This window comes from Sphingobacteriaceae bacterium (genome assembly GCA_016715905.1).
Lineage (GTDB): Bacteria > Bacteroidota > Bacteroidia > B-17B0 > Aurantibacillaceae > Aurantibacillus.
On sequence record JADJXI010000017.1, the window covers coordinates 329,123 to 355,221 of the forward strand.

General features: G+C 34.0%; 20 protein-coding genes. 13 read left to right on the plus strand and 7 right to left on the minus strand.

All coding sequences use genetic code 11. The annotated features are described in order from the left end of the window. Nucleotide 1: 1 nt before the first annotated feature. Entirely contained in the window at nt 2-814 is an 813-nt protein-coding gene (murI, locus tag IPM51_13920) for a glutamate racemase (GenBank protein ID MBK9285395.1), read from the minus strand. 17 nt (nt 815-831) lie between these two features. Further along, nucleotides 832-1,977: an outer membrane beta-barrel protein gene (locus IPM51_13925; protein ID MBK9285396.1), complete on the minus strand. Its 1,146-nt coding sequence runs from the start codon at nt 1,975-1,977 to the stop codon at nt 832-834. 135 nt (nt 1,978-2,112) lie between these two features. Between IPM51_13925 and IPM51_13930 the strand changes: the two genes are divergently transcribed. The 12 genes from IPM51_13930 (at nt 2,113) to IPM51_13985 (ending at nt 17,612) form a co-directional block, all read left to right on the plus strand. Continuing rightward, nucleotides 2,113-2,898, plus strand: a complete 786-nt coding sequence (locus IPM51_13930) for a hypothetical protein (protein ID MBK9285397.1) — start codon at nt 2,113-2,115, stop codon at nt 2,896-2,898. Between the two features lie 100 nt (nt 2,899-2,998). Further along, complete coding sequence (locus IPM51_13935) at nt 2,999-3,745, plus strand: isoprenyl transferase (GenBank protein MBK9285398.1); 747 nt, start codon at nt 2,999-3,001, stop codon at nt 3,743-3,745. Continuing rightward, nucleotides 3,711-6,320: an outer membrane protein assembly factor BamA gene (gene bamA / locus IPM51_13940; GenBank protein MBK9285399.1), complete on the plus strand. Its 2,610-nt coding sequence runs from the start codon at nt 3,711-3,713 to the stop codon at nt 6,318-6,320. The genes IPM51_13935 and bamA overlap by 35 nt, the downstream gene beginning before the upstream one ends. Nucleotides 6,321-6,399: 79 nt before the next feature. Then, on the plus strand, nt 6,400-6,918 hold the full coding sequence (locus IPM51_13945; protein ID MBK9285400.1) for an OmpH family outer membrane protein: 519 nt from the start codon (nt 6,400-6,402) through the stop codon (nt 6,916-6,918). Between the two features lie 25 nt (nt 6,919-6,943). Then, nucleotides 6,944-7,546, plus strand: a complete 603-nt coding sequence (locus tag IPM51_13950; GenBank protein ID MBK9285401.1) for an OmpH family outer membrane protein — start codon at nt 6,944-6,946, stop codon at nt 7,544-7,546. A 196-nt stretch (nt 7,547-7,742) separates the two neighbouring features. After that, entirely contained in the window at nt 7,743-8,654 is a 912-nt protein-coding gene (locus IPM51_13955) for a toxin-antitoxin system YwqK family antitoxin (GenBank protein ID MBK9285402.1), read from the plus strand. A 72-nt stretch (nt 8,655-8,726) separates the two neighbouring features. Continuing rightward, nucleotides 8,727-10,190 (plus strand): cysteine--tRNA ligase, encoded by a 1,464-nt coding sequence (locus tag IPM51_13960; GenBank protein ID MBK9285403.1) that lies wholly within the window; start codon nt 8,727-8,729, stop codon nt 10,188-10,190. Next, nucleotides 10,178-11,041 carry a glutaminyl-peptide cyclotransferase gene (locus IPM51_13965; protein MBK9285404.1) on the plus strand — a complete coding sequence of 288 codons (864 nt, stop codon included), beginning with the start codon at nt 10,178-10,180 and terminating at the stop codon, nt 11,039-11,041. Before IPM51_13960 ends, IPM51_13965 begins: the two co-directional genes overlap by 13 nt. 86 nt (nt 11,042-11,127) lie before the next feature. Beyond that, nucleotides 11,128-11,679 carry a hypothetical protein gene (locus IPM51_13970; protein ID MBK9285405.1) on the plus strand — a complete coding sequence of 184 codons (552 nt, stop codon included), beginning with the start codon at nt 11,128-11,130 and terminating at the stop codon, nt 11,677-11,679. 3 nt (nt 11,680-11,682) lie between these two features. Beyond that, nucleotides 11,683-14,547, plus strand: a complete 2,865-nt coding sequence (gene polA / locus IPM51_13975; protein MBK9285406.1) for a DNA polymerase I — start codon at nt 11,683-11,685, stop codon at nt 14,545-14,547. A gap of 8 nt (nt 14,548-14,555) precedes the next feature. After that, nucleotides 14,556-16,097 (plus strand): tetratricopeptide repeat protein, encoded by a 1,542-nt coding sequence (locus tag IPM51_13980; GenBank protein MBK9285407.1) that lies wholly within the window; start codon nt 14,556-14,558, stop codon nt 16,095-16,097. Nucleotides 16,098-16,100: 3 nt separating this feature from the next. Then, a complete protein-coding gene (locus IPM51_13985) occupies nt 16,101-17,612 on the plus strand; it encodes a tetratricopeptide repeat protein (protein ID MBK9285408.1) in 1,512 nt (503 codons plus the stop codon). Here the strand turns inward: IPM51_13985 and IPM51_13990 are convergent. Then, the gene (locus IPM51_13990; GenBank protein ID MBK9285409.1) at nt 17,609-18,853 is read right to left on the minus strand and encodes a metallophosphoesterase; all 1,245 of its coding nucleotides are present in this window, start codon (nt 18,851-18,853) and stop codon (nt 17,609-17,611) included. The genes IPM51_13985 and IPM51_13990 overlap by 4 nt on opposite strands. A 137-nt stretch (nt 18,854-18,990) precedes the next feature. On the opposite strand from IPM51_13990, the gene IPM51_13995 reads away from it, so the two are divergent. Continuing rightward, entirely contained in the window at nt 18,991-21,711 is a 2,721-nt protein-coding gene (locus IPM51_13995; protein MBK9285410.1) for a D-alanine--D-alanine ligase, read from the plus strand. A 27-nt stretch (nt 21,712-21,738) separates the two neighbouring features. Here IPM51_13995 and IPM51_14000 read toward each other — a convergent pair whose 3' ends face one another. From IPM51_14000 to IPM51_14015, 4 genes are read right to left on the minus strand one after another with little or no spacing between them, the layout of a single operon-like run. Then, nucleotides 21,739-22,650: an alpha-1,2-fucosyltransferase gene (locus IPM51_14000; GenBank protein MBK9285411.1), complete on the minus strand. Its 912-nt coding sequence runs from the start codon at nt 22,648-22,650 to the stop codon at nt 21,739-21,741. 4 nt (nt 22,651-22,654) lie between these two features. After that, a complete protein-coding gene (locus IPM51_14005) occupies nt 22,655-24,790 on the minus strand; it encodes a S9 family peptidase (GenBank protein MBK9285412.1) in 2,136 nt (711 codons plus the stop codon). A 1-nt stretch (nt 24,791) separates the two neighbouring features. After that, a complete protein-coding gene (locus IPM51_14010) occupies nt 24,792-25,508 on the minus strand; it encodes a phosphoglycerol geranylgeranyltransferase (GenBank protein ID MBK9285413.1) in 717 nt (238 codons plus the stop codon). After that, nucleotides 25,498-26,076, minus strand: coding sequence for a 4'-phosphopantetheinyl transferase superfamily protein (locus tag IPM51_14015; GenBank protein ID MBK9285414.1), 579 nt, complete (start codon nt 26,074-26,076; stop codon nt 25,498-25,500). Before IPM51_14015 ends, IPM51_14010 begins: the two co-directional genes overlap by 11 nt. Between the last annotated feature and the right edge of the window lie 23 nt (nt 26,077-26,099).

Here is a 26,099-nt window from a genome sequence, read left to right on the forward strand (position 1 = left end):
TTTACAAGTTCAAATGTTCTGATTTAATGGCCTTACCGTAAAAACGAGTAGCTTGCGCATCAAATGATTCAGGCAAATCAGTTGTATAAAATGTGATTGTGGCGTTTTTCGAACACACCTCATCAATTTCGGGGTGTCTGAATAAATAGTTTTTTAAACTCTTGGCAACAATTTCTCCCTGCGAAAGCAATCTTACTTGCTCAGGAATAAACTTTTTAATTTGTTTCTCAATTAATGGATAATGCGTACATCCTAAAATGATGGTGTCAATTTTATTTGACTGTTGCATCAGCGCTTTTACATTCTTTTCAATAAACATAGATGCAGCTTCGCTTTCAAATTCACCATTTTCTATTAAGGGCACCCACATCGGGCACGCTTCCTGAAAAACATGAATGTCAGAAAAAAAATTTAAAATTTCGGTTTTGTAAGATCCCGAACTAACGGTTCCGGTAGTACCTAATATACCAACATGCTTGGTTTTACTTAAGGCGCCAACTATTTCAGCGGTAGGCCGAATAACGCCCAACACCCGTTTGTTTGGGGCTAAAACCGGTAAATCCTTTTGTTGTATTGTCCTTAGTGCTTTAGCAGATGCTGTGTTGCAAGCTAAAATAACTAAATGACATCCCTTACTCAGTAATTCCTTTACACATTCCAGCGTATATTCATAAACCGTTTCAAAACTTCTTGAACCGTAAGGTGCCCTAGCATTATCGCCCAAATAAATAAAATCATATTGCGGAAGTTCTTTAACTATTTCTTTCAATACGGTTAATCCTCCAAAACCGCTGTCAAAAACCCCAATGGGCATATGTTTTTTTTCTTTACTCAAAACCAAACGTCTAAACAAATAATAAATTCATTTCTTTGATTTACAATTTTATTGCCTTGTTTGAAAATCAATTTTTCGCAATTTAAATTTCTCCATTGCAAATTAAGGGCTGCATTTTTTATAGGTTTATATTCCAAACCAAATGTTGTTCCATATACTGATTTACCAAAATCAACATCACCGGTTAAAATTCTATTCTCATCACTTAAAAACTCTTGCCTTGCATAAAGTCCGGTGCTTTGCAAAACCTGATACCGTGCCACAATTAATCCACTATAAACAATGGCACTTTTTGATGAATCGACTAACAATGAATTTGTTTGCCATCCGTAATTTCCCTCTAATGCCAAAATCCATTTTTTATGGGTGTAGGTAAAATAAAAATTATTGTAGTTCCGCATTTGTTTTTTAGTAATAGAATCAGGACTTTCTGTTCCATTTAAAAAATTATAAGTAAAGCTCCACTTTTCATTTGGATTGTAAACAATGCTTAAACCAACTAATTTATTTTTATTATTATCTACAAATGAGGCATAACTATTAAAGGTGTTTAATTGAACCAATAGTTTTTCATTGAATTCATAGGTTAATTTGGCACCGGCAAAAAAGTACGGTTCAAAATTATCAGCCAAAGCCATGCTTGATGTAATATTTTCTCTGGGTTCTGTGCTTTCTACACCTACATGTGATTTAAAAAAACCGGCATCAAGCCAGAGTTTTTTAAAAAGTTTCACGCCTGCATTAGCTTCTTGAATCATGTTGTATTGCTGAGGCCAAACAGTTGAAGGTATATCTCCAAAATGTAGTCCTAAGTTTCCACGCAAATTTTTTGCGGTATACTTCATGCTCATTTGAGCCATATTCAAACCCAATTCCTTATTTCGCGCGGCCATTGTTGGAATTTGAACATATCCGTTATTTACAGTTTCATCATCATAATAGGCATAATACGCGCTAACGTATGCGCCAATTTTTAATATGGCATAATCTTGATTGGCTTCATGTACGCCCTTTTTGGTTTCAAATATGGTATTTGAATCGGCGCCCACAATCACTTTAGGAATTAATGTGTTTGATTCTTTTTCTTGTGCATATGTTGCAAACTGAGCTCCTAAAAATAATATTATTACTAATCGCAACATTAGAGCAAAAGTGCGAATTTTTGTTCATTATTCATTCTCCCTACTTTAAGAAATGAACAGCATCTTGCTGAATATGCGGAAAATAGATAAATTAATTTATACAATAAAAACCTAGCTTTAGCGTTATATAAAACCGTGCACAAAAAACTTCTTTTCATATTTGTAATATCCTCATTAATAGCCAGTTCGCAAACAAAGAAGCGAACTTACACGCAGCATGAAATTGGTGTATTTGGAGGTGCCAGTTACTATTTAGGAGATATTAATCCTCGAAAACACTTTATTTTTTCAAAACCGGCGTTTGGTGTTCTTTACCGCGTTGCAATGACTTATCGTTACGCATTTAGATTTGGTTTCAATTATGGAAGTGTATGGGGTAATGATAATAAAAGTGGCGAGGCTAATCAGATTGAAAGAAACTTACATTTTAGCTCTGATATATACGAAGGACATGCGCTTTATGAATTTAACTTTTTAGATTATCGAATTGGAAAGGATAAATATTATTTCTCTGTTTTTTTATTTGGTGGAATTGGTGGTTATTACATGAATCCCAGAGCTGATTTGGGTTACGGCACGGTTAATTTGAGCGAATTAAATACCGAAGCTCAAGGCAAATCCTACTCCAAATATCAAATTTGTTTGCCATTTGGTATAGGCATTAAATGGAATGCTACGGATATTTTTGGATTTGGATTTGAGTGGGGGCCAAGAAAATTATTTACAGATTACTTGGATGATGTAAGTTCAACATTCCCGCTTTCGGGTAGTGGAAATAATGCACATTCTTTTGGTACCGGTGATCCCGGCACTATACGTGGTAATCCACGATCAAAAGATTGGTATTTCTATTATGGATTTACCTTGCAAATGCGCCTCCCCTCAAAAAACAGAGAGTGCCACGGCATGGGTTTAAATTAAACGACTTATTATGCTCGTGTTAAAAATATTAAAAGCCCTTAATTAAAGCTAAAGCCAAAAAGCGCTTGTTTCTATTTTGTTATCTTTGTCCGCATTGTAAATGGATTATAAATCGGCCATAAACCCAAACAACGTTCCAAAACACATAGCCATTATTATGGATGGCAATGGAAGATGGGCAAAAAAACATGGGGAAGATCGAATTTTTGGTCATCATGAGGGTGTTAACTCAGTACGCGAAATAGTTGAGGCTTGCGGAGAAATAGGAGTTAAATTCTTAACGCTTTATGCGTTCAGCACTGAAAACTGGAACCGACCGAAAGAAGAAGTTGATGCGCTTATGGAGCTATTGGTATCAACAATTAGTTTAGAGACAGAATCCCTTCATAAAAAAGGCGTTCGGCTGCAAGTAATAGGAGATATTGCCAGCTTACCCGACTCTTGTCAGAAAGAACTGGCAGAATCAATCAAAATGACCGAAAATAACTCTACTGTTACTTTGATTCTCGCCTTAAGTTATTCGAGCAGATGGGAAATTACCAATGCTGTTAAAATTATTTCAAATAAGGTAAAAGAAGGGAAACTAAACCCAGATGAAATTAACGCTAAACTTATAGATTCCTTTCTTGCTACAAAAGATTATCCGGAACCGGAATTAATGATTCGTACAAGCGGAGAACATCGAATCAGTAATTTTTTATTGTGGCAATTAGCTTACGCTGAATTTTATTTTACCGACATCCTTTGGCCTGATTTTAGAAAACCACAATTCTTTCAAGCTATATTATCCTATCAAAATCGCGAAAGAAGGTTTGGGAAAACCAGCGAGCAAATTTCGAAAAACTAATATTATCAGATATTTCATTTACATATCATTCATTTTTATTTGCGGCCTATCAAAAGGACAAAACAAAGACAGTTTACTTTTAGAAAGCTTTAGAAATGCTAAAAAATATCGTGTCGCCTCCATTCGTATTGAAGGGGCAAAATATACCGACCCTAGTGTTGTAAAATTACTTTCCGGAATTAGTGAGGGGGAAGAAATTCCAATGCCGGGCGAACAAATTACCGACGCTATCAAAAAACTATGGAAACAAGGTATTTTCGAAAATATTGATATTGCATTAGAAAAAACGGTAGGTAACGACGCTTTTATAGTAATAAAAGTGGTTGAACGCCCAAGGCTTTCGAAATTTAAATTTGAAGGCGATGTAAGAAAAAGTGACGCCGATGATATTCGTGCAAGAATAAGACTCCTGAAAGAACGTGTGGTGACTGATTATATGATTGGATCAATTAAGAATACGGTACGCGATCATTATTTAAATAAGGGTTTTTATTTTAATAAAGTAGAAATAATTCAAAAGAAAGATACCACCGCTAAAACCCCGCATATCTTACTAACCATTAAAGTAGATAAAGGTAAAAAAGTTAGAATTAAAGAAGTAAATATAACCGGCAATACAGTACTTCAGAGCTGGAAGTTGCGCAGAAAATTGGAAGACTCGAAAAGATATCGCTGGTATAACATTTTTAATTCAGCCAAATATCTTGAAGATAATTTAGAAAAAGATTTACCTGCCATTGTAGAAAAATACAACGCAAAAGGATATAGAGATGCACGGATTGCCAAAGACACGGTTTACTTTGTTTCACCAAATCGGGTAAATATTGACATAACAGTTGACGAAGGAAATAAATATTATTTTGGTAAGTTTAAATGGTTTGGTAATAGCAAATACCGAAGCGGACAGTTAGATACCATATTAAATATTCATCCAGGAGATATTTACGATCAAAGTAAATTAGAACAAAAATTATTTATGAATCCAAACGGATTCGATATTTCAAGTTTATATATGGACGACGGATATTTATTTTTCCAGGTTAATCAACAGGAAAATAATGTACATAACGACACCATTGACTTTGACATTTTGATTTATGAAGGCAAGCAGGCCACCATTAACAAAGTAACATTAAAAGGAAATGATAAAACCAATGATCATGTGGTTTATAGGGAAATTATGACCAAACCCGGTCAATTATTTAGAAGGTCAGACATTATTCGTACGCAAAGAGAATTGGCTCAATTAGGTTATTTTGATCCGGAAAAATTAGACGTAAAACCTAATCCAAATCCTGCAGACGGAACAGTAGATATTGAATACATAGTTGAGGAAAAACCGAGCGATCAAATTGAATTAAGCGGTGGCTGGGGCGGAAGAAACAGGGCAACCAGCAATGGCGGTTTAGGGGTAATAGGAACTCTTGGCGTTACTTTCAATAATTTTTCCACTAAAAACTTTTTTAAAAAAGATGCTTGGCGTCCGTTGCCAAGTGGAGATGGCCAGAGGCTTAGTTTAAGAGCGCAAACCAATGGAATTTATTATCAATCTTATAATTTTTCATTTACCGAACCCTGGTTTGGAGGCAAAAAGCCAAACTCGCTAACCGTTAGTGCCTTCCATTCTTTATTCAGTAATGGATTAAAAAAATATGTTGAACAAGATGGTCAAAAAATTTATAACACCAACCGAAACAGCATGAGTATAATTGGAGGTTCTGTTGGATTTGGTAAAAGATTAAAATGGCCTGATAATTATTTTAGTATGTATTCAAACATCAGTTACAACTATTATGATTTATATAAATATGGGGCATTTATTTTTGGAACCGGTTTTGCTAACGATTTAAATTTAGGATTAAACATTTCTCGTAATTCAACTGATCAGCCCATTTATCCAAAATCGGGTTCAAATTTTGTTTTTCATTCTCAATTTACCCCCCCATATTCATTATATAACAATAAAAACTATGCCGATCTTACTCTGACAGAACGCTATAAATACATCGAATATCAAAAGTTCAAAATTACGGCTGAATGGTTTACTCAGTTAACTAACAAAAAAGCGGCTGAGGGAAAAGATGCCAGAAATTTAGTGTTACGTACCAAGGTGGGTTACGGATTTTTAGCTTATTATAATAAAGATGTAGGCTTTTCACCCTTTGAAAGATTTTATATGGGCGGAAGTGGTATTAGCGGATTTCAGAACTTTGTAGCTAGAGAGATTATTGCGCTTCGCGGTTATCCGGATAATTCATTATCTTCTAATTTCGGCGATCCTATTTGTGCACGATATACAATGGAGGTACGCTATCCTATCAGTTTGAATCCGCAGGCAACAATCTTTGTATTGGGTTTTGCCGAAGCCGGAAACACATGGACCGATTATAAAAAATTCAATCCATTTCAGGTTAAAAGAAGTGCAGGCGTAGGATTAAGGGTGTTTTTACCTATGTTTGGATTATTAGGAATAGATTATGGGTGGGGCTTTGATAATATTCCCGGAAATCCATCAATTGGAAACGGAAAGGGCCAATTTCACTTCACCATTGGTGGACAACTGGGAGAATTATAAAAAATGGAATAAATTTTGTTAATTGTGTATTATAATTTAATAAATAACGTTTTATAAGTAATTTTAGAGGTTTATTATGATTAAAAAATTCATTATTCCGCTTTTTATTCTTTTCTCCATCAATGGTTTTTCTCAGGCTGCAGCCAAATTTGGATATGTTGATACAGATTATATTCTCGACCAAATTCCGGAATACAAAGCTGCGCAAAGCGAATTGGATAAAACAAGTATTCAATGGCAAAAAGAAATTGAAGGTCGGTTTGGCGAAATTGATAAATTGTATAAGGCTTATCAGGCTGATGCCATTTTATTAACCGATGACATGAAGAAAAAAAGAGAAAATGAAATATTAAATAAAGAGAAAGAGGCTAAGGATTTGCAAAAACAAAAATTTGGTGTAGATGGTGAGTTATTTAAAAAAAGGCAGGAATTGGTGAAACCTCTTCAGGATAAAGTTTATAACGCAATTAAAGTGGTAGCAGAAAAAAAAGGAATAGGTTTTATATTGGATAAAAGTGGTCAAGTATCCATTCTGTATGCGAACCATAAATATGATATTAGTGATGATGTACTTATTCACTTGGGTTACAAAAAATAATTTAACTTTGTAAATAAATAAAAAAATGAAAAAACTTTCTATTCAAAAATTAATGGCATTTGCAATTTGCCTTGCGTTCATTTCTTACTCCCACGCACAAAAAATAGCTCATATTAGTCTAGACTCTCTGGTTACCGTAATGCCGGAAACAAATATTGCTAAAGAAGTTGCTCAAAACTATCTGAAATCACTTGATCAGGAAATGCTAACCATGCAGTCTGAATTTGAAAGCAAATACAAGGATTTTTTGGAAAAAGAAGCAACAATGAGCGAAACCATTAAGCAAAATAAACAACAGGATTTACAACAACTAAATAAACGCATAGAAGATTTTCGTAATCAGGCTAGTCAGGACTACCAGCGTAAATATGGTGAGTTAACTGCGCCAATAATGGATAAAGCGAAAAAAGGAATTGAAGCCGTGGCTAAAGAGGCCGGTTATAAATATGTTTTTGATACCAGCGTTGGCAATGTTTTATATTTTGAGCCTTCTGACGACATTTTTAATGCAGTAAAGAAAAAGTTAGATTCTATGCCTCAGGCTGCAATTCCAGGCGCAAATAATACCACTAAAGAGCCTAAAAGCCCTGTAAAATCAAGCCCTCCGGCCAAAACAGGCGGAAAATAATCTTAATTACTTGTTAATAAAAGGCAGTTATAAGATGACTGCCTTTTTTTTGTTGTACTTCGTCGCTTAAAAAGTTTCGCTGGTCTAAAATCCTTAAATTGTTGGTAATAAGGGTCATGAGAAATTTCAAAAATTATTTTCTTTTCTTAAATTAGTATAAGTAATATGGTATAATTACCTTTAAACACACACAAATATGAATTGTAGATTATTCATAACAGCAGGTTTCGTAGGATGTAGTTCTCTGTTTTCGCAAACAGTAGCACAAACTTTTGAGTTTGCCCCAGGAACCAAGGACACAATAAATTATGTTGATGTTGCCGGTAAAAAACAAAAACATTGGATTTTGTATGGTAAGCATAAACCTAATACGTGTTATACTATTGCACAAAAAGTAGAAGAAGGAGATTACGCCGAAAATAGAAAAACGGGTATTTGGCAGGAATATTATTGCAACGGTCAAACTAAAAGCAAAGTAACTTTTATGAATGGACGTGCTAACGGCCATGCTGTTTTATATTATGATAATGGAAAAATTCAGGAAGAAGGAGAATGGAAAAATAATCGTTGGGTTGGTGCATTAAAACAATATTATGAAAATGGAGAAGTGCAGCACGATTTTAAATACAACGAAGCCGGAAAACGCGAAGGTGAACAAGTTTATAAATACGAAAACGGACAAGTGGCCATACAAGGTAATTTCGCAAATGGTAAGGAAACAGGTGTAATAAAAGAATATGCCGAAAATGGTCAATTAAAGGCTGAGAAAACTTTTAACAATGGAGTTGTAGACGTGGCCTCAATAAAAACTTTTTCAGTTAAAGAAACCCCTGTAAAAACCGATGTTCCGCCAGATGCAGTTGTTCCTAAACTAACAGTGAAAGCCGACGAAAAACCAAACGAGGCGGTAACAGAGGTTAAACCAACAGTCTTAAACGGAAAACATACCTTGTACGATAAAAATAAAAACGTAACTAAAGATGGCATTTTCAGTAACAATACATTTATGGATGGTAAAGCCTATTTATATAACGAAAATGGTATTTTAAAACGAGTACTCATTTACAAAAACGGTGTTTATGTAGGTGATGGCGTTATTGAGAAATAATTTTTTTTATTTCACTATTTTAAGACGGAATTTTTTATTCCGTCTTTTTTTTATCCTTAATTTTGGGTTCCTATGGAATCACTTCAGATATACAATACCTTAACCCGAACAAAAGAAGTTTTTAAACCGATTAATCCTCCTTATGTAGGTATGTATGTTTGCGGACCTACCGTTTATAGTGATGTACATTTAGGCAATTGCCGAACATTTATTTCCTTCGATATAATTTATCGCTATTTAACCTTACTGGGGTATAAAGTACGCTATGTGCGTAATATAACGGATGCGGGACATTTAGAAAGCGATGCGGATACGGGAGAAGATAAAATATCTAAAAAAGCAAAATTACAACAATTAGAACCTATGGAAATTGTGCAAACATATACCGTAGATTTTAAAGAAGTAATGCGCTTGTTTAATGTACTTCCTCCTAATATTGAACCAACAGCAACAGGGCACATCATCGAGCAACAACAAATTGCACAAGAAATTATTCGCAAAGGGTATGCCTACGAGGTAAATGGCACTGTGTATTTTGACGTTGAAAAATATGCGAAAGAATATAACTATACCCAATTAACAGGTAGAAAGCTTGAAGAATTATTAGAAAACACAAGAGAATTAGATGGGCAGGATGAAAAAAGAGGGCGATTAGATTTTGCTCTTTGGATTAAAGCAAAACCCGAACACTTAATGAAGTGGCAAAGTCCGTGGGGTACAGGTTTTCCCGGCTGGCATATTGAATGCAGCGCCATGAGCACAAAATATCTTGGAGAACAATTTGACATACATGGCGGCGGAATGGATCTGCAACCTACACATCACACCAATGAAATAGCTCAAAATATTGCGTTTTGCGGAAAAGCGCCATGTAATTATTGGATACATACCAATATGCTAACCGTTAGTGGTCAAAAAATGAGCAAGAGTTTGGGAAATAGTTTTCTTCCGAAAGAATTATTAAGTGGAAATCATCCATTGCTTGAAAAAGCTTATGGTGCAATGCCGGTTAGATTCTTTATGCTACAAACGCATTACCGCAGCACGCTTGATTTTAGTAATGAAGCTTTACAGGCCAGCGAAAAAGGATTTGAAAGATTAATGGATGCCTATAAAACACTACAATCCATTTCACCTTCACCATCCTCCAGTGAAAATATAGCAGAACTTGAAAAAAACTGTTTTAGCGCTATGAACGATGATTTTAACACGCCCGTTTTAATCGCACAACTTTTCGACGCCGTTAGAATTATAAATTCTGCTCATGACAATAAAACAAAATTAACAGCTGATGATGTTTTACTTTTAAATAAACTGTATTCCAATTTTGTATTTGGTGTATTGGGTTTAAAACCCGAAGAAGGCTCTTCTAAATTAAATAATGCGTTAGACACGGTTATGAATATTCTAATCGAAATCAGAAATAAAGCCAAAATCGAAAAAAACTTTGAATTGAGTGACCAAATCAGAAATAAACTTACCGAAGCCGGGATACAAATGAAAGATAGCAAGGAAGGAACTACTTGGAAAGTTTAAAGAAAATACTTTTCTTAAATACGCTGCGTCTCATTTATTTATGTTGCGTAGCAATTTTATTATTTTCATGTGATGAAGAAAAGCCAAAACCAAATGAACAAAACAACCGTGTAATTTCACTGGCAGTTCCTAAAACACCAGCAATTTCATATTCCTTAATTAGCACTTACCCCCACGACAGTACATGTTTCACTGAAGGATTATTTTTTCACCAGGGTAAATTATTTGAAAGTTCAGGAGCGCCGGATAATATCCCCACTACCCGATCGCTCTTTGGAATTGTTGATATACAAACCGGAAAAATAGCAGTGAAAGGTGAGCTGGATAGAAATAAATATTTTGGTGAAGGTATTGTAGCGCTAAATAATAAATTATATCAGTTAACCTGGCAAGGACAAACAGGGTTTATTTATAATGCTGATAATTTTAAAAAATTAGGCACTTTCTCGTACATGAGTAAAGAAGGTTGGGGTTTAACCACAAATGGAAAAGAATTAATTATGAGCGATGGAACAAACACTTTAACCTTTATTGATCCGGAAACATTTCAAATCACAAAAACATTACTTGTATCCGAAAATAATTATGCGGTTGATTATTTAAATGAATTAGAATACATCAAGGGCTATTTGTATGCTAATATTTGGATGACCACTCGAATAGTGAAAATTGACCCGGAAACGGGAAATGTTGTGGGTCAGATGGATTTAGGAAGTTTTGCAGCTGAAGCCAAAAAAAGATATAAAGGCTCCCTGGAAATGAATGGAATTGCTTATGATTCTATTACTGATAAAATATTGATTACCGGTAAAATGTGGCCCACTCTATATCAAATCAATTTTCCGCATTAACAAATTGCTAAATTTATTGGGAAAATTCATTATTTCCCTTTTAATTTCCCTTTTATTTCATCATCTTTAAAGTTCAATCGTTCTATATGAAAAAGTATACCTATTTAATTCTATTCGCCTTGTTTTGTGGTACAGTTAAGGCACAAGTAACCTTTACTGTGGGTTATTTAATTAACGCAAAAGGCGACACTTTACAGGGAGAAGTTAAAATTAATCCAAAAAAAGACATCGATAATTATTCGAAAATCTTTTTTAAAGACGCCAACAATATTCAAAAAAATTATAAACCAAACAAAGTAAAAGGTTATGGTTTTAACGGCCGACATTTCGTTTCTTATACAGAAAAAGATGAGTCCATGTTCTGTGAAAGATTAACCAGTGGTGCTATCATATTGTATAAATCTTCTTTTGAAGCCGGAAGTGCCGGCGAAACTACTAAAGAATTAATTTACTACTTGTACAAAGACGGAGATAAAAAACTAACAGAAGTAAAAGAAAGTAAATTTAAAAAACAAATTATGGAATGGATGAGCGGCTCTGCCGGTTTAGCTAATGATTATGAAGATGGAAAAAAGTTTAATGAAGCTTCTGCAATTGAAATTATTAACAAATACAATGAGTGGAAAAGCCAAAATTAAACCATGATTACAAAAGACACGCCCAAAAAATTATTCTTATTAGATGCCTTTGCATTAATTTATAGATCTTATTTTGCCTTTAGCAGTAGCCCTCGAATCAACTCCAAAGGTTTTAATACTTCAGCCATTTTCGGTTTTACTAATACGCTTGTAGAAATATTAAAAAAAGAAAAGCCTACGCATATCGCTGTAGTTTTTGACACCGATGCTCCTACTCAACGTCATATCGAATTTGAAGCTTACAAAGCCAATCGAGATGAAATGCCCGAAGACTTAAGGGTTTCTATCCCTTTAATTATTGACTTAATTCATGCGTTCAATATAGAAGTTATTGGTATTCCCGGATTTGAAGCCGATGATGTTATTGGAACTTTAGCGCGTAAAGCCGAATTAGCCGGCTTTACTACTTATATGATGACTCCCGACAAGGATTATGGTCAGTTGGTAGATGCTAATACTTTTATTTATAAACCAGCTCGACTCGGAAATGGTGTAGAAATATTGGGCCAAGAAGAAATTTGTAAAAAATGGGACATTAGAAGTGTTTCAGAATTAGTAGATATTTTAGGCCTAATGGGAGATGCTTCTGATAATATTCCGGGTATTCCCGGCGTAGGTGAAAAAACCGCCATTAAGTTTATTAAAGAATTTGGAAGTGTAGAAAATCTTTTACAAAACACGGATAAGTTAAAAGGTAAAATGAAAGAAAAAGTGGAGGCCAATAAAGACCTTGCAATTCAATCTAAAAAACTGGCAACTATCATTCTGGATTGTCCAATAGAACTGGATGAAAATTTACTGGCCGTTAAAGATTATAACAAAGAAGCCCTTCGAGAATTATTTAAAGAACTTGAATTCAGAAGAATTGCTCAAAATATTTTAGGTGAAGATATTGGTGGCACGGAAAAATTAGCCGAAGAAAATTATAAAGCTAAATCCGCTGAAGGGCAAATGGGATTATTCAGTACTGCTGAATTTTTTAACGGAAAAAACGGTAATGCCAAAACGGCAACAGAATCTCAGCCAGATGTTTTTGTTGAAGAAAACATTTCGTTTCAAAACATTCAAAATACCACCCACCATTATGAACTGGTGGACTCGCCCGAGAAAATGCAAGACTTAATAAAATCTCTGGAATCTGCTAATGAGTTTTGTTTTGATACCGAAACAACCGGGTTAGATTCCTTACTTGCGGAGTTAGTGGGCCTGTCATTTTCTATTCAAAAACATCAGGCTTGGTATGTACCCATTGATGCCGACAAATCAAAAGCATTAGAACAAGTTAATGTATTTAAACACATATTACAGAATGAAAATAAAACATTAATCGGTCAAAATATTAAATACGATTATCACATACTTCAAAATTACGGCATCGAAATAAAAAATAAATTATTCGACACCATGATTGCACACTTTTTAATTATGCCCGATATGCGACATAATATGGATGTGCTTGCCGAAACTTATTTGAATTACGCTCCGGTGAGTATTGAAACGCTAATTGGTAAAAAAGGAAAAGAACAAAGAAGTATGCGTGATGTAGCAATTGATGAAATTAAAGAATATGCCGCTGAGGATGCAGATATCACTTTACAACTAAAAGAAAAATTTGCTCCCGAGTTAAAGGAAAAAGAAGTGCTTGACCTTTTCAACACGGTAGAGGTTCCTCTTGTAAAAGTTTTAGCAGATATGGAACGTGAGGGAATTCGACTTGATGTTGATGGCTTAAAAGAGTTTTCTGTTCAGCTTGAAACCGACATAAATAGTGTGGATGCTGAAATACAAAATTTAGCAGGAACAAAGTTTAACATTTCTTCCCCAAAACAAGTAGGTGAAATTTTATTTGAATATTTAAAAATTGTAGACAAACCTAAAAAAACAAAAACCGGACAGTATGCAACCGGCGAGGAAATATTGAATAAGTTGGAAAATGTTCATCCCATTGTGTCCAAAATATTAGATTATCGGGAATTGGTAAAACTCAAAAACACCTATGTAGATACTTTGCCTGAATTAGTTAATGCACAAACCAAACATATACATACTTCCTACAATCAAGTGGTAGCTGTTACCGGAAGATTGAGCAGTGATCACCCCAATTTACAAAACATACCCATTCGTACAGAACGAGGTAGACAAATTAGAAAAGCATTTATTCCTAGAAATGAAGAATACACTTTATTAAGCGCCGATTATTCACAAATTGAATTACGCATTGTAGCCAGTATAAGTGGAGATCCAAATATGTGCGAAGCATTCAATTCTAATAAAGATATTCATACAGCAACTGCAGCTAAAGTTTATGGAATTCCCGAATGTGAAGTCACTAAAGAAATGCGCTACAAAGCAAAAAGTGTAAACTTTGGGATTATTTATGGTCAAGGGCCCTTTGGCCTGGCAGATAATTTAAACATTTCACGTGCTGAAGCGCAGGAACTCATTCAGAATTATTTTAAAGAATACGGCGGAATTAAAAATTATATGGATAATGAAATTAATTTCGCTAGAGAAAATGGTTATGTTAAAACTCTTTTAGGAAGAAAACGCTGGTTAAGAGACATTAATTCTCAAAACGCTAACGTACGCAGTTTTGCCGAAAGAAATGCAATTAATACACCTATTCAAGGTTCGGCAGCAGACATGATCAAAGTAGCTATGATTAATATCCACAATCGATTTAAAAAGGAAAACTTTAAATCAAAAATGATATTACAAGTACACGATGAATTAATTTTTGATGTGTATAAACCCGAATTAAATACAATAAAACCAATAGTTGAAGATTTAATGAAAACCGCGTTACCCTTAAATGTGCCTATAGAAGTAGGAATGGGTGTAGGTAAAAACTGGCTGGATGCTCATTAATAGAGTATATGAATATTAAATTTTTTATTCTACTTATTACTTTAGCTTTGCCATTCGTTCAAATACATGGGCAATCAAATTCCATTGATTCCCTGTACAAAGAGATTACGCAAGCTCACAATGATACTTCTAAGGTAAATGCAGCTATTCTTTATGGCGAATTAATCCTTAATCAAAATCCAAAAAAAGCAAAAACAATTTGGGAAGAATCACTGCGGATTGTAGATAAAAACTTAGAAGAGAAATCCCAAGAAGAAAAATTCTTAAAGCAAAAAGGAACTTTATTAAACAATTTGGCCTTTATTATGCTTCAGGAAGGAAAAATGACAGAGGCTTTAAAGTATTGGAAGTTATCCTTGAATATTCAAGAAAAAACAAACGATCAATTGGGAATGGCCTTATCGTACAACAATATTGGTGGCGTTATGCTTAACCAGGGAAATCTTGAATTAGCTATTCAAAACTTTCATGCTTCTTTGGTTATTTATGAAAAAACAAATCACATAGAAGGTCGAAATAACTGCTTAAATAATATTGGCAGTGTTTATGTTAGACAAGGAGAAAACTCCAAGGGCCTTGAATACTTTTTAAAATCAATAGACGTTGAAGAAAGTTACAAAACAAAGCCTTTTTATACCGCTACCTTAATTAATATCGGATTAATTTATTCCAGCTTAAAAGATTATTTTAACTCCTATAAATATTTCAATGAAGCCTTAAATATAGCCATTCAAATTAACGATAAAAAAGTAATGGCCAATTTATACAATAACCTTGGTTTTCTTTACGGAAATTATGGCGATCCTACAATAAAGAATAAAGATTCCGTTATTAAGCAAGATCAAAAAACAGCCATAGAATACTATTTAAAAAGCCTAGAAATAAAACGGGAAAATAATCTTATTGAAGACTTACCGATAACATTATTAAACCTTGGCGCTTCTTATTATAAACTTGGGCAAAAAGATAAAGCTTTTTCTTTCATCAATGAAAGTCTTGAGATGTCCTATAAATTAGGATACCCTTACAATATTAAAAGCGCAGCTTATACGCTTAAAGAAATTTATAAAAGAGAAAAAAATTACAAATTGGCATTAGAAATGTATGAGTTAGAGGTCAAAATGAATGATAGTTTAATTAATGAAGCAAGTCGCAAAGCTTCTATTAAATCACAACTCAAATACGAATACGAAAAACAGGCTGCAGCTGATTCAGTATCTCATGCCAAAGAAAGTGAGGTTAAAAATGCAGAACTGGCGAAACAAAGTGCAGAAATAAAAGCCAAAAAAAATCAACAGTATGCTTTGTTCGGAGGCCTGGGATTAGTTATGGTTTTTGCGGGCTTTATGTTTAACCGTTTTAAAGTAACACAAAAACAAAAGGAAATTATAGAAAATCAAAAAGAAATTGTTGAAGAACAAAAGAAACTAGTTGAAGAAAAACAAAAAGAAGTATTGGATTCTATCCATTACGCGCGTAAAATTCAAATGGCACAAATTCCTAATAACCTCCAAGTAGAATTAAGTATCAATCGTTGCATAAAAAAATAAATTTTGCATTTTAAATACTACATAAAAACTTTTCTTCTAAGTGCTTGCATTTTCTTGTTACAATGTAATAATGAAATTAATAATAATAAAAACGAAAAGGTGCTCATCTGGGAAGAAAAATTTATGCAACTCCTAAAAGACACCTCCAAGGTAAACCCACTTGTTGATTCTCTAAAAAAAGAATTCCTTTCCGCAAAAACGGACTCAAGCGCCATAAAAATTGCCATTGAGCTTTCTTTTCGTTGGTTAAATGAGTCCAGTTTATATTTAGGAGAGCAAGCTTATTTACAAAGCAAAAAAATTGGTTTTGCCTCTGGCGAAAGTGAAGCGCTTTGCAGAATGGGTACAGCCGCACATCGCATGGGAAAAACAACCGAATCGTTTGAATATTTTAAAGAGAGCATTAAGGTAGCGGACGAATTCGGTTTGAAAAAGCAAAAAGCACAAACCTTGGCATTTTATGGAAACCTTTTACAAGGACTTCAAACACACGGCAAGGCTTATAAAAATTTTCAGGAAGCCCTGGATTTAAGCAGGCAGGTTGGTGACTATAACACCATTGCCTTTGCACTTTTTGCGCTGGCCGATATTCAAATGGAAAGGAATGAACCCAAACCGGCTAAAATAAACTATGATAGTGCTTTGGTAAATGCTATTAAAGCAAAAAATCTTGGATACGAATCTTATTGCTATTCGCAGCTTTCTAAAGTCTACAGGATGGAAAATGATTATCCAATGGCCTTGGAATACATCCGGCGATCAATAGCTATTGCTAATAAAACCGGCATTGATTTACGAATCAGCATGGGATTACAAAATATAGCTGAATTATATCTTAAAATGAATTTACAGGATAGTGCTATCGAATATTTTAACCAATCGTTGGCCTTCGCAAAAAAAAGAAATTTAGCATTTCATGTTATTTCCAGTCAATACTCCATTGCTAAATTTTACATTCATTTAAAAAATAAAGACAGTGCATTAAAATATATTACTCTTCATGAAAAAATTAGCAATAAAATTAATAGAGAAAGCGAAATAAGTAAATCGCATCAGTTAAAATATTATTATTATAAAGAAATCGGAGATACCAAAAACGCCCTTTATTGGTTTGAACAATTTACTGCCGTACAAAACGATATTCACAAAAAAGAACAATTGGAGGCCTTTGCTTCAATGGAGCTTGAATTAAATAAAGAACAGCTTGAAAATGATAAAAATAAACAAGCGTTAGAAATTAGTTTACAAAAGAAAATAAAAAATATATTCACAATTGGATTTGTTTTAATTCTTTTTTTATCCATGTTAATTTTTAGAAGTTTAATGCAAAATAAAAAGGCTAAAAAAATTATAGAAGAAAAAAATATTGAAAACGAAAAACAAAAAAACACACTTGAAGTTAAAAACAAAGAGATAACTGACTCTATCTATTACGCACGTCGAATTCAACTAGCACAAATCCCTTCTGAAAAAAGAGTTGAAAAAATGATAGATAAAACTAAAGAAAAAGATTAAACTTTTTTTAATTCCATAACGGTAATCTCGGGCCAAATACCCAATCTCCCCGGGTAACCCAAAAATCCCAAACCTCGGTTTACATATAAAAACTGCTCCCCACTTTTGTATAAACCGGCCCATTGCTTATAAAAATATTTTACGGGACTCCATTTAAATCCCGGAATTTCTATGCCAAATTGCATACCGTGAGTATGTCCGCTTAAAGTCAAATCAACATCGCGGTAATCGGCTTGTACCTGTTTTTCCCAATGGCTTGGGTCATGACTCATCAAAATTTTAAACGGGTACGATTCTGTTCCTTTGTGCGCATCTTCCATTTTCCCGTATTTAGGAAAGTGCATGTTTCCTCCCCAGTTCTCAATACCTAACAAAGCTATTTTTTCACCATTCTTCTCTAAGGCCACATGTTCATTCATTAATAATTTCCAGCCTGCATTAGCGTGAACAGCCATTAAGTTTTCCAGATTTTTACGCTTCGCTTCAGCACTCTCCCATTGTACATAATCTCCATAATCGTGATTGCCAAGTACCGAAAACACCCCATGCGGAGCTTTTAATTTCGCATAAATCTCTTCAAATCCTTGCGTCTCCTCCGCTTTATTATTAACTAAATCCCCGGTAAATAAAATCAAATCAGCCCCTTGCTTCATAACAATATCAAATGCTTCTTGAAGCGCTGAATTATTTAAGAAAGAACCCGTGTGAATATCGGAAATCTGTACAATTTTAAATCCATCGAAAGAATCAGGAATTTTTGAAGAGGGCACCTTTACCTGATGAATTTTATATTTATAGGCTCCTTTAAAAATTCCATATAAAAAACCAACAGCGGGTATAACCGTAAATGTAACAGCCAACTGACTCATAAACTTTAATCGGGAAATTTTATAAACACCTTCTTCTACCACTTCCTTTTTAACTGTTATCAATTTAAACAACCACCTGAAAAAACGAATGATGTCATCTATCAATAAAAAATTACATCCTATCAGCTTACAAACAAATAAAATAAGGCTAATGGCCATTACCATTCTAAAAAAACCATTCCAATTGGGAGGGGGGTAAATAAAGGCCGCAATTCCAATTAAAAAACTCAGGGCCGTAAACCCATAGGCGGTATATAAAATAAGGTCCCTTTTAATCCCCGTTAGGTCAATAACAAAGGTTTTCACGGCCTGTAAAAAGTAAAATTCTATTACGGCTACAACTAAAAATATAAGTATACTACTCCCAAACATGATAGGAAAACAAATGTAATTATTCCTTTTTTTACAAACATTCTTATTCTACAAACCAATGTTAATTATTTCCAAAATAGCCCTGTTTCAACACCGGGCATTCTTTTATCTTTGAATGATTATAGACCTTTGATTGTATGAGCAAAAAACTTAAAGTAGGCATTGTATTTGGTGGGCAAAGTAAGGAACGTGAAATTTCATTTGCCGGTGGAAGAACTGTTTACGACAATCTCAATAAATCTATATTTGAGGCAACCCCTATTTTTATTGACAGCTTCGGAAATTTTATAGAATTAAACTGGGAGTTTGTTTATAAAGGTACTATTCGTGACTTTTACCCCCCGGTAGATTTTTTACCCGGCGGTTCGCCATTTCAACTTTATGCTGAAAATTTAGGTGCTCTGAGTCAAGAACAACAAAATGCACTCATTTCTAAAATCGGAAAAAGACTTTCTATAGTAGAATTAAAACAAAAAATTGACTTCGCATTTTTGTGTTTACACGGGCCTTACGGTGAAGACGGAAGAATACAAGGTTTGTTTGAATATGTACAAATACCCTACAGCGGCTCCGGAATATTAGCCTCTGCTATAGGAATTGATAAAAGTGTACAAAAAGAATTAATGGTAAACAAGGGATTTAATAGCCCTAAATATTTAACCATTGCTAAAAAAGATTGGATTGAAGGAAAAATAAAAAATATTGTAGAGCTGGTTAAAAGCAAAGTGGGTTTTCCATGTGTGATAAAACCGGCTAATCAGGGTTCCAGTATTGGGGTAAGTATTTTAAATAATCCCAATGAGCTAGAATTAATGAGCGCCATCGAAAAAGCTTTGTTCACTAAATGGATGGACGCCAAAGCGTGGGAAACATTAACATCTGAGCAGAAAATAAATTTTATTAAAACGCTGAGTGATATCAGAGAGGGAATTGGAATGCCCATTCAAATTACATTTCCAAAAGAATTAAATTCACCTGTACTGTATGATCCCAATAAATTAATAGAGTATTTAGATGCTCATCTAAAAGCTGAATTACTTCCCACAAAAGAAAATGGATTTGTGCTGGAAAGTTTAGACGGAGAAAGTACGGTGCTAATTGAAGAGTTTATAGATGGAAAAGAGTTTAGTTGTATTGTATTGGAAAATGAAGAGGGAAAGGCCATAGCACTACCACCAACAGAAATCAGAAAAGGAAAAGAATTATTTGATTACCGCAGTAAATACTTACCGGGATTATCCCGAAAAATAACTCCAATTGATTTACCGGATACGCAGATTGAAGCTATACGAATGGAGTGCGAAAAACTATTTGGTGAATTGCATTTTGATGTATATGCCCGAATTGATGGATTTCTAAGTAAATCGGGTAAAATATTTTTAAATGATCCAAACACCACCAGCGGAATGATGCCGTCCTCTTTCTTTTTTCATCAGGCTGCCGAAATAGGATTAAATCCTTCACAGTTTTTAACCTTCATTATTCGAACTTCTTTAGCTAAAAGATTTTTACAGTCTAAAGGTAATACGCACTTTCAGAATCTGTTATCACAGCTGGATGCTTTAATTTTTAGTGATAAAAACGCCTTATCTAATAAAATTAATGTTGCGGTAATTTTAGGTGGTTATTCATCTGAACGACATATTTCTGTTGAAAGCGGAAGAAATGTATTTGAGAAATTAGCTTCTTCCGAAAAATATTTTCCAATCCCGGTTTTTCTTACGGGAAATGCGGAAGACCATCAAATGTATCAGCTCCCTATCAATTTATTATTAAAAGACAACGCAGATGACATAAAAGAAAAAGTAGAAAACTTCAAAATTCATCCTGTGATAGAAAATATCCGAAAGCAATGTGAATCCATTACTCAAAAATATGCGGCCGCTAATTTAATATCAGCACCTGAAAAAATAACCTATCAAAACCTAAAAGATAAAGCTCAACAAGTATTTATTGCCCTACATGGCAGGCCGGGAGAAGACGGAGCCGTGCAGGAAAAGCTTGAAGTAATTGGCCTGCCTTACAACGGATCTGACAGGGAAAGTTCATCATTAACCATTGATAAATATAAAACAAACGAAATTTTAAAAGCAAATGGATTTTTGGTCGCCGAACACGCCCTGGTAAGTAAAGTAATGTGGGAGAAAAATAAAACAGAAGTAGAAACTCTTTTAAATAACACCATTAAATATCCTTTTATCGCCAAACCTGTTGATGATGGGTGTAGTAGCGCGGTGAAAAAAATTAAAACCTTTGCTGAGTTTGAGGCATTTTGTAAACTTATATTTCGAAGTGATGATTTGTTGGATGCGGCAGCTTCTGAGCTCCTACACATAAAAGCAAAAGAAGAATTCCCTCAAAAAAATGTAATACTGGTTGAAGAATTAATTAGCAAAAAAGACGCCACACACTTTTTAGAAATTACCGGCGGAATGCTAACGAGATTTAACGAGAAACATCAAATTGAATATGAAGTTTTTGAAGCTTCAGAAGCATTGGCTGACGGAGATGTTTTAAGTTTGGAAGAAAAGTTTTTAGCCGGACAAGGACAAAATATTACTCCGGCACGTTATTCAAAAAACTCTTTTGAGCGTCAGAAAATCAGTGATGAAGTTAAAAAACAACTTGGTGCTGCCGCAAAAGTACTTGGTGTAACGGGTTATTGCAGAATTGATGCTTTTGTAAGAATTTTTGAAAACTGCAAAACAGAAGTAATTTTTATTGAAGTAAATTCTTTACCCGGCATGACGCCTGCAACCTGCATCTTTCATCAGGCAGCAATCAACCAATACAAACCTTACGAATTTATAGATAAAATTTTAGGATTTGGTAACGCCCGATTAATTGGTGTAAAGTAATGAGGATTCGTTTTGAAATTTGAATCTTTAAATTTTAATCCAGCTTTCCGGGAATATATTTCGAGGTGACAATTCGAAAGTAGAATTAACCCATTCTATTGGAGCTATTATTTTTTTGTCTTGGTGCTTTCCTAAATACGCCCCCCACCAAGAAAAAGTGCTGTTTGAGGTAATATAACTTTTACATATACTCATTAAATGCAAATCAGCAGCCATTCCTTTTTTAGATTTTTCGGTTTCAACAAAAACGGCATTAGTAATGAAGTCCAAATTCTTTTTACACCAATCTAAATCTTCTGAAAAAATAAAAAATTTACAATTTTTATTTTCGTTAATAAAATAATTAATCGCTTTTTGATAATATTCAATACTCAGTGTATTATAACCCAAATGCACTCGCTTAACCTTTTTTTGATTGTCCAATACAACGTCTTCCCTGCGAACATGCAAAGAAACCGCATAATTACTATTTAAAATTTCCCGTTCGTAATTAGAATTAGTAAGCAATTCTTCCTTTATAGTCAATTCATTTATAATTTCTCCTCTACATGCTTCAAAATACTTTTCGCTTTGCCAACGCCCAACAACACAGGCATTATCTGAAGTTTCTAAATAGACTGGATTAAAAAGATTCCCCTCTTGAATAATCAAATTTCTGGGATGAACGAATTTTTGAAATTTGTAAAGTAATCTTTGAAAAATATTACCATTAGGATACCCATTATAAAAAGCAATTTCATTTTCATTAGCTAATTCATATTTAAAATTGAAAATATCCAGTTCAAAATCTCTTTTTATGGCATTGTCAGCATTATTGGAAGAGTTTAATAAGGTAAGGTCTAATTTTAAAACAGTGTTGTTTTTGAGTGCAAGTGTTTTACCAAACGCATATTGAAACATTTGATTCCCTAATCCTCCTTGTAATCTTACTATGATCATTTATTTACAAATTATCAATAAAATAATTGCAAACTTTTTCCATTAAATGTACCCTGTCCTTGCCAAGCACATTATGCTCATGGCCGGGATAAACATAATAATCAAGTTGTACCCCCTTTTCAACTGCCTTTTTCTGATATAAAATGCTGTGTTGCCAAACTACCACATTATCTTGGGCACCGTGAATCATTAATAATTTACCTTTCAGGTTTTGAACATGATTTAATAAATTATTTTTTTCATAGCCCTCTTTATTCTCCTGCGGCGTATCCATATAACGTTCTCCATACATGATTTCATAATAACTCCAGTCGATCACCGGACCGCCGGCCACGCCTACTTTATATACTCCCGGATTACGGGTCATTAACGAAGTGGTCATAAACCCCCCATAACTCCAGCCATGCACGCCAATTCTGTTTGCATCAACATAGGGTAACGATTTGAGATATTCAACTCCTTTTAACTGGTCTTCCATTTCGCAAGTTCCAATTTGTCGGTGAATTGCCTGCTCCCAAGCTTTACCTCTATAAGAAGTTCCTCTTCCATCTAAAGTAAAAACTATAAATCCTTTTTGCGCCATGTATTGATACCATAATTCTCCTCCCGCCATCCAGGTATTGGTTACCTGTTGTGAATGGGGACCATTATACAAATACACTAAAACCGGATATTTTTTTGTGCTGTCAAAATTGACCGGCCAAAACATTCTACTGTATAAATCTACGTTTTCTTTATTCTTTAAGGTAAACATTTTCCACTTGCCCAATTGATACTCGTTTACCGGATTATCTGCCTTAAAAATATTTTTTGAGCTTGCGTTTTTTACCTGAATTACATTGTATTCGCGTGGAATATTACACGACGTGAAGTTGTCAATTATAAAAGTTTTGTTTTCGTTTAAAAAACATGAATGAAAGCCGTTTCCTGAGGTAAGGCGTTTTACTTGTCCGCTTTTAATATTTACGCTGTAAAAATCTTGATTCACCGGCGATTGTTCATTTGCGTGAAAAAAGGCCCATTCACCTTTCTCATCGAAACCATTAAATTCTTTTACTTCCCAGTTTCCTTTGGTAAGTTGTTTTAACTCCTTTCCATTTCTGTCGTATAAATATAAGTGGTTGTACCCATCTTTCCGGCTATGCCATATAAATTGTGAGGAATTATTCTTTAAAAAAAACATAGGTTTTTGTGGCTCAACGTATTTATCATCCTTTTCTTCAAATAGGGTTTTAACATATTTGCCGTCGCTCACATTATACTCATTTAATTTAAAATGATTTTGTTCTCGATTTAAAACAGCGATATATATTTTTGTTTCATCGGGACTCCAAGAAACGTTAGTTAAATACTGGTCTTTAGGGCCTTCTGTTTGCAGGTAAATTGTAGTTTTAGTGGTAAGATTATAAACACCTAAGGTTACGTAATGACTTTTATTACCGGCCATGGGGTATTTCATGTTTTTATTCTGAGCGGGGTAAGTGGTCCAATCTATAATGGGATAATCTGTTACGTCTGATTGATCCATTCGGTAAAAAGCCAGAAAATTACTTTTAGGCGACCAATAGGTTCCTTTGTGAATGCCAAACTCGTCTCGGTGCACACTAGTTCCATAAACTACATTATAGCTACCATCCTTTGTGATTTGGATTTCTTCCTTTTCTTTCCCTATGAACAAATTATTCTCTCTGGTAAAAGCCACTTGTTTTTTATCCGGTGATTCTTCCCTATTCTCTTCTGAAAAAAACGGAAACTCTTTAATGCCGGTTTGTTTTGATTTTATGTTGTAGGTAAAAAATTCTCCTTTATTATTCGGGAAAAAAAACCGGGTTGCGTCTATCCAAGCTATATTAGGAAAATCACTTAATGAATCTGACTTTCCTTTTAGTGCAGCATTGATATCATTCAATTTAATTTCATTTACTTTTTTGGCCGAACCATTATCATAGATGGAAAGTGAAGTGTTTTCAACGTAAGCATATTGTTGAGTGCCCGGTATAAATTGAAAATTTTTTAATCGGGCCGGAGCTAAACTTGTTCTGCCTTTCAATACCGCTTCTTTCACTGTCAATAACTTCTGTTGTGCCAAAAAAACGGAGGCGTTTAATACTAAAAATATTAATAATGCTGTTTTTTTCATATTAATTAAATGCTTTACCTATTTCAATTATTAAATTACTATTTTTTTCAAGTGCGTTACCCACCACCACCAAATTGGCGCCGGCTTTTATTATTTGCTTTGCAGAGTTGAATGAGCTGATGCCTCCGCCTACAATTAAAGGAATATTTATATTTTTTTTAATTTTTTTTATTGTTTGGGCTTTAATTGTGTTTTTCGCGCCGCTTCCGGCTTCCAAATATATAGCCTTAAAACCTAATAGCTCTCCCGCAATACAGGTGTTTTTTATTAAATTTATTTGATTGTTTTTTAAAGGATTTGTTTTCGTCACTTTAGACGTGGTGCTTTTGTTGCCCCCATCAATCATCACATACGCTACCGGAATAGAAGGTAATTTATATTTTAAAATATAAGGTGCAGCTTTAATATGCTTATTTATTAAGTACTCCGGATTTCTGCCTGAAATTAAACTTAAAATAAAAATTCCGTCGGCTTCTTTACATAATTGCTTTTCGTCGCCGGGAAAAATAATAACCGGCAACTTTGTTATTTTTTTAATTTTTTGAATAGTAGATTTAAAATTATCTGACTTCAGTTTACTTCCTCCCACCAAAAAGCAAGAGGCGCTGTTTAGTTCAGCCATTTTGATTAATTGCGGATTAAATTTATCCGGATCAATTAACACGGCCAACTGTGCTTTTTTAAAATTTAATTGCGTTATGAATTTTTTAAATTTCATTCAAAATATAGGTCAAGATATAATTTTCTCTCTTTTCGTAATGTAACAAATATTCCTTGTGGTAATTGGGTAAAATTAAAGCAGCCTCAATTTGATTTTTTTCAGGCATTGGTTTTTTTACACGGATATGTCTGATAAAGTCAAGCATTTTTCTTCCATAAGCCTTATAAACTGATTCTTTCACTGACCAAAACAAGGTTAACATTTCAATGTTATTTTTACAGCAAGCCAACTCTTCTTCATTTAAAAATTTGGATTGAATATTAATCACTTTATCTCTCAGTAATTCAATATCCACGCCCGTACTTTCATTATTATTTGTTAAAATAACTAACTTATCGTGTGAGTGTGAAATAGAAATATGAATATTTTCTCCTGCCAAATACGGTTTTTTCTCCGGCGTATAACACAGTTCAAAAAGTCGATTATCAAGCATTTTACTCAATAAAAACTGTACCCCCTTTTTTTCAGCCTCCCTTTTCGTTAATATTTTCCCCTCCTCTATAAATTGCTGCAAATCAAGTATTCCTAAACTTAATTTTTCATTTATTTTGTCAATTTTAACCAATGTATGCTTTGTTGATTACAAAC